The organism is Paractinoplanes deccanensis, assembly GCF_016862115.1.
Lineage (GTDB): Bacteria > Actinomycetota > Actinomycetes > Mycobacteriales > Micromonosporaceae > Actinoplanes > Actinoplanes deccanensis.
This window is the reverse complement of sequence record NZ_BOMI01000118.1, coordinates 61,151-67,252: the sequence shown is the minus strand read 5'-3', so window position 1 is coordinate 67,252 and position 6,102 is coordinate 61,151. Positions and strand designations below refer to the sequence as shown.

Here is a 6,102-nt window from a genome sequence, read left to right as displayed (position 1 = left end):
AACCCGGCCGGGCGGCACGTCCGCGAGCGCGGCGGCGGAGTCCAAACCGGCCGTCGCGGCGACCAGCCGTGGCGCGCCGTCGAGCGCGACAGCGCGTACCACATCGGTGGGCTGAAAGCCGAGCCGAGCCGCCGCCCGCACCCGCAGGGGCTCCGGCGCCGACGCGTCGACCACGAGCTCCACCGAGGCCGGATCGGCGCGGGAAGCGTGGCCCCGGGTGCGGTCCAGGACCGTCCGCGCGGCCGCCGCCGCCCGTTCCAGCACCATCGCCTCGATCGGGCCGGGGTCGCCGAGCCGTTCGAGGGTCAGTGTGGCGCCCTCGTCGACGGCCGCCGACATCCAGGCCGGGTCCGCGGCGCCGGGTGGCGCGGACGAGCCGTCCGGCTCGACGCGCACGTGGACGCGGCGCTCGTCGTCGTGCAGCCGCGCCGGGCAGCCGGCCAGCACCGCCGCGCCGCGGACGATGGACCGCAGGCCCGCCCGGTCCGCCACCAGCCGGTCGAAGTAGGCGATCACGCGCAGCGCCGCGCCGGCGTCGGGGTCGAGCGCGGCGAGCCGGACGGCGAGGTCCTTCACCTTCGTGATCCTCCCCCGCGCCGGTCGCCTTCGCTAGGCCCCGAGCAGCCTCTTGAACCAGCGCAACCGTGCCGCCCGCGCCTCCTGGGAGATGGCAGCCTGCGGCGCCAGCCCGTCGAAGCCGTGGAAGCCGCCCGGCCACACGTGCAGCTCGGCCCGGCCGCCCGCCTGCCAGATGCGGCTCGCGTACGCCACGTCCTCGTCGCGGAACGTCTCGGCCGAGCCGACGTCGATGAAGGCCGGCGGCAGGCCCGAGAGGTCCGTGGCACGAGCGGGCGCCGCGTACGGCGAGACGTCCGGCCCGCCGCGCGCCGCGCCGAGCAGGGCGGTCCAGCCGGTGTCGTTCGCCGTACGGTCCCAGACCCCGAGGCCGGCCATCTGGAGCGCGGACGGGGTGTCGTTCCGGTCGTCGATCATCGGGCAGAGCAGCATCTGACCCGCGAGCGCCGGCCCACCCCGGTCGCGGGCCATCAGGGCCACCGCCGCCGCGAGGCCGCCGCCCGCGCTGCCTCCGGCGATCACGATCCGCGACGGGTCGATGCCCAGCTCCTCGGCGTGCTCGGCGGTCCACACCAGACCCGCGTAGCAGTCCTCGACCGGCGCGGGGTGCGGATGTTCGGGCGCGAGCCGGTACTCCACCGAGACGATCACCGCGGGCACCTCGGCGGCCCAGTCCTGGAACCCTTCGACGCCGGAACGGTTGGTGCCGACGACCATGCCGCCGCCGTGCGTGTGGTAGATGCCGGGCAGGCCGGTGCCCGCACCCACCGGGGTCAGGACGAGCAGCTCGATCTCCGGATCTCCGGCCGGGCCGGGCACCATGCGCCGGTCGACGGTGAACGCGCCGTCACGGGCCAGCTGCTCGTCGCTGAGGTCGGCCATCCGGCTGCCCTCGCGCATCGGCTGGATCATCTCGGCGGTCAGTGGCGAGGGCAGCTCCTGCTGGATCAGCTCCAGGGCGGCGGCCAGCTCGGGGTCGAAGGGCGGCGGCGGAACGGTCGTCACGGGATTCCCCTTTGTGTTACGGAGATGTTTCGACCATCCTGTGCCCCCCCCGCCCTTCTCAGCCAGCGCCGGGTGGCGGAAGTTACCCGCCACCCGGCGGGGACGCCGACGGCCAGGGCGCGAAGGCGTTCGCCGGCATCACCGCGCCCAGCGACGGGCAGTGCCGGCGGATCAGCGCGGTCATGCTGGTGTCGGCGATCCAGTCGAGGCCGAACTGGGTGTAGATCTCCGGCCGGTAGTCGACGGTGAGGAAGCGGTCGCTCTGCAGGCGCCGCGACGCCATCAGGATGAAGACGCGGAACGCCGTGTCGGAGAAGCCGAACCCGTCGGGCGGGGTCTCCGCGAACAGGCCCACCATCGTGTCCACCTCGTCGATCGACCGGTAGACGTCGCGCAGCTTCCGCACCGAGGCGGGATCCGCCGTCAGGTCCTCCCAGCGTGTGATGCGCGGCAGGTGCAGCGCGGCCCGGAAGTCGTTGTACCGCGGCACATCGCGGCGCCGGGTGCGCACGAGGTCGACCACGGACAGGTCGATGAGCTCGCCCTCGCGTTCCATATTGAGAAGCGCCCGTGGGTAGTTGTGCAACGCGATCGCCCCCGGATGCGCGACGCCGAACGAGTACAGGACATTGGTCAACCCCAGCTTGCGCAGTACGTCGTCCGCACGGTCACCGGAGATCTCCGGGAAGGTGAGCCGCGACAGCTCCGATCCGCTCGACGCGTCGGCGAACGTGTAGTCGTCGGGGATCAGCGGGTGCATCCGATAGACCGTGACGAAATCCTCGGTGAGCGAGTACGGCGTCCCGTGGTGGTCCGGCGTCGTGGCGGGAATGCCGTGCAGCGCGTTGACGTCGGTGAGCCACAGCCCCACGCGGCTCAGCCAGTCCTTCGGCGGTACGCCGCTCCAGTTCACGTTCATCGCCCGTTCCAGCACCTCGGTGGCGAGGATCGCGGGCGTCCACTCGAGCGTGTGAATCTTCGCGATCAGCGCCGCCACGATGAGCCGCGCGGTCTGATAGACGCGCTCGTCGTTCCACTGGGGATTGCGGTCGCGAAGCTCGTCGCAGAGGACGTTGTGCTCGCGGGCGAAGAGCGTGTGCATCCCGCCGAGTCCCAGCCACCAGGCCTCGCTGAAGCCGGTGATCTCCGACCCTGCCACGTCCACCGGCAGGTAGCCGTCCGGCGTCATCCTGAGCTTGGCGCCGTCGCGCAGTTCGAGGGCCTTCGCCGTCGTGGTGCCGTAGACCTCGGAGCCGTCCCACCAGTGCGACGCGACGTTGCCGAAGAGCACGCCGCCGTCGCGGGTGATGTTGCCGCCGATGCGCATCTCCTGCTCCATCGGGCCGCCCGGCGTGTTCTGCCAGCCCGGCATGCCCGGCGGCAGCGGCACCCGGACGTCGTCGACGCCGAGCGGGTGACGCGCGTGCACCACCCAGTCGTGCACCTGGAACTGGATCCACGCCGCCGCGAGGATGTTGAGCGAGGTCGCCGGCCGGAACTCGGCGCGGTGCAACAGTTCCCGGCTCACCACCACGGGGTTCGGCTCGCCGGCGAGCTCGGGTGCGGGCCTGGCCGGCACGTTGCGCCCGAAGGCGGCGCCCACGGCGCCCATTGCCGGCTCGGACAGGTCGTTCCACAGGCCTTCATGGGTACGGAATTCACGCACGTCCCCGGGCACCGGATCGGGCACCCGCCGGACCGTGGGCGGCGCCTCACGCGGCTCCGTGTCGATCAGGTTCTCCCGGCGCAGCACGTCCCGCAGCGCCGCCAGGTTGAGCAGCGACAGGGCCGACGGGAGCCGGTGCCACGGCCGGAACCGGTTCACCGCCCCGAAAATCGACCGCATGGCCGCGCCCGCGACGCGGTTGCGCAACGGCACCTCGGTGACCCAGCGCCTGTGGTCGCGGTGTGCGGCGCTGACGTCGTACGCGGATTTGCGCACCCTGTTGAGGTTGCCGAGCGGCCGGAACTCCTCGGTCGTGTTCCACGGGTTGAACCGCAACGCGTGCACGGCCTCGTCGTCGGTGGCACCACTGTGGATGGTGAGCACCGCGACGGGCTCCTCGGGCGTGCGCCACGGGACGGCCGCGTCCTCGATGGGCGTGGACCGGTCGTCCCGGTATCGCTTGACGCAGAGCTCGAACCGTACGTCAGCCGTCCGCAGCCGTGACGTCATCTCCGCGCGCAGGAAGTCGAAGCCGTCGCGCGGCGCCGCGAGCAGCGTGCCCGGCGCGGGCCGCAGGAGGTAGTGCACGGCCTCGTCGCCCCAGGCGATCGGGATCCGGCTCCAGTAGGTCTCGGTCGCGACGCTGGTGATGCGCCGCCGCCCCGAGAGCACGTTGCGGACCATCCGCACGGTCTCGAACGGGCCGAGGACGAAGGCGAGCCGCACCAGCCCCAGATAGCGCCCGGCCCCACCGCCCGCGGTGGCGACGGCGAACTCGGTGAACTGCCGGGCGTCGCGCGCGTGCGACACCGGCGCGTTCGTCATCAACAGGTCGTGCTGCTCGTCGGCCGACACGGTGACCCGCACGGCGGCACCGCGCAGGTCGGGCTCGTGGTCGTCGAGGATGCGGCCCTCGGCGTTGCTGAACCGCACCGCCGCCGGGTATTGCGCGCCGGGCACGGCATAGCCGGTCCGCAGCTCCGGCGGCACGTCCAGGAATCGCAGCGTCGCCGCCGCGGTCGCGAACGTGCCCTTCGCCTGGAACCCGGCCACGATCGGCCCGCCGCCCCGGCGATTCTTCAGTTGCGTCTCGAGGATCCGCCGCGCCATCCGCTCGAAGAGCCGCCGTTCCGCCTCCGGCGAACCGCCCAGATAGACCTCGTGCCATCGGGTGGTCATCGGCGCAGCGTAGCGGCCATCGGCAACTGTGGATCACCACCAGTCATCCGCCCGGCCGGGCCACCCGCGCGCCGTCTCAGTCGAGCAGCGCGGCGGCCGCCTCCACGGCTCGATCGGCGATCTCGTCGAGGGCGCGGTCGCGGGCCGCGAAGAACCCCTCCCGGTAGAGCGTCGCGTACCCATGGGCAATCGCGAGGGTCGCCTCCATGAGCCGGACGGCGTCCGCATGCGTCCCAGCGTCGGTCGCGGCCCACGCGAGGTCGAGCAGGGTCGTCATCAGGGCGCGCGTCTCGTCGCGGCGCTTGTCGTCGGCGATCTCGTACAGCTCCGCGGCGAAGATGACGCTCATCCCGGCGCCGGTCACGCCCACGCATTGCACGTAGGCGCCGGCCGCCGCCGCCAGGCGCGCCTTTGGGTCGCCGCCCGCGTCGTCGGCGGCGCCCTCGATCTCGGTGCGCAGGTCACGCGCCGCAACCGCGGAGACGGCGCCGAGCAGGTGGGCACGGTCCGGGAAGTGCCGGTACGGCGCGGCGGAGCTCACGCCCGCGCGGCGAGCGACCTCGGCGACCGAGAACCGCTGGAGCCCGCACTCGGCGATCAGCCCGAAGCTCGCCTCGACCAGCGCGGCGCGGAGATCGCCATGGTGGTAGCGCGTCACGGTTGCCTCCATGTGAGAGGTCTCTTACATTAGCAAGTAAGAGCCCTCTTACATTTCGACGGCGTGGAGGCACCCGTGACCATCCGGCTCGGATACCAGATCCCGAACTTCACCTATCCCGGCGTGCCTGTGGAGAACCTGTTCGACACGGTCGCCGCCCAGGCCCGCGAGGCCGAGGCGGCCGGCTTCGACACCGTGCTCGTGATGGACCACTTCTACCAACTGCCCGGCATCAACACGCCCGACAACCCGATGCTCGAGTCGTACACGACGCTCGCCGCGCTCGCGGCCTCGACGTCGGCCGTGCAGCTGTCGACGCTGGTCACCGGCAACACGTACCGGAACCCCGCACTGACCGCGAAGACCGTGACCACGCTGGACGTGATCTCGAAGGGCCGGGCGATCCTGGGCATCGGCGCGGGCTGGTTCGAGCGCGAGCACCACGACTACGGCTTCACTTTCGGCACCTTCGGCGAGCGCTTCGAACGCCTCGAGGAGGCCCTCACGATCATCGCGCCGATGCTGCGCGGCGAGGAGGCCACGTTCGACGGCAAGTGGTACACCGCCCGGGGCGCCATGAACCACCCGCGCCTGCGCACCGTCCCGATCATGCTGGGCGGCGCCGGTGAGCAGAAGACGTTCCGGCTGGCCGCGCGCTTCGCCGACCACATGAACATCATCTGCGACCTCGACGACCTCCCCCGCAAGGTCGCCGTGCTGCGGCAGCGCTGCGAGGAGATCGGCCGCGACCCGGCCACGCTCGCCACGAGCTTCCTGGCCACCGGCATGGTCGGCGAGACGGAGCAGGAGGCCAAGGAGCTCGACGCCACCCTCGACGACGGCCGCCGCGCCCGCGCCTTCGTCGGCACCCCCGACCGGGTGGCGGAGCAGATCCAGGAGAAGATCCTCGGCGCCGGCGTCGACGGCATCTGCATCAACCTCATGCGCAACGGCCACCGCCCCGGCGTCGTCACCATGGTCGGCGAGGCGCTCAGGCCGCTGGTGACCGCCTGACCCG

At 72.2% G+C, this 6,102-nt stretch carries 4 protein-coding genes and 1 pseudogene; 1 reads left to right on the top strand and 4 read right to left on the bottom strand.

The features are described from left to right. The 4 genes and pseudogenes from Ade02nite_RS30265 to Ade02nite_RS30250 all read right to left on the bottom strand — a co-directional run. Nucleotides 1-576 (bottom strand): annotated as a pseudogene (locus tag Ade02nite_RS30265) (PucR family transcriptional regulator); the annotation flags it as partial. Nucleotides 577-609: 33 nt separating this feature from the next. Further along, on the bottom strand, nucleotides 610-1,581 hold the full coding sequence (locus Ade02nite_RS30260; protein ID WP_239169181.1) for an alpha/beta hydrolase: 972 nt from the start codon (nucleotides 1,579-1,581) through the stop codon (nucleotides 610-612). An 82-nt stretch (nucleotides 1,582-1,663) separates the two neighbouring features. Next, complete coding sequence (locus tag Ade02nite_RS30255) at nucleotides 1,664-4,426, bottom strand: peroxidase family protein (protein WP_203771334.1); 2,763 nt, start codon at nucleotides 4,424-4,426, stop codon at nucleotides 1,664-1,666. 76 nt (nucleotides 4,427-4,502) lie between these two features. Further along, nucleotides 4,503-5,084, bottom strand: a complete 582-nt coding sequence (locus Ade02nite_RS30250) for a TetR/AcrR family transcriptional regulator (RefSeq protein ID WP_239169180.1) — start codon at nucleotides 5,082-5,084, stop codon at nucleotides 4,503-4,505. A gap of 63 nt (nucleotides 5,085-5,147) precedes the next feature. On the opposite strand from Ade02nite_RS30250, the gene Ade02nite_RS30245 reads away from it, so the two are divergent. Further along, nucleotides 5,148-6,098, top strand: coding sequence for a TIGR03560 family F420-dependent LLM class oxidoreductase (locus Ade02nite_RS30245; RefSeq protein WP_239169179.1), 951 nt, complete (start codon nucleotides 5,148-5,150; stop codon nucleotides 6,096-6,098). Nucleotides 6,099-6,102: the final 4 nt, after the last annotated feature.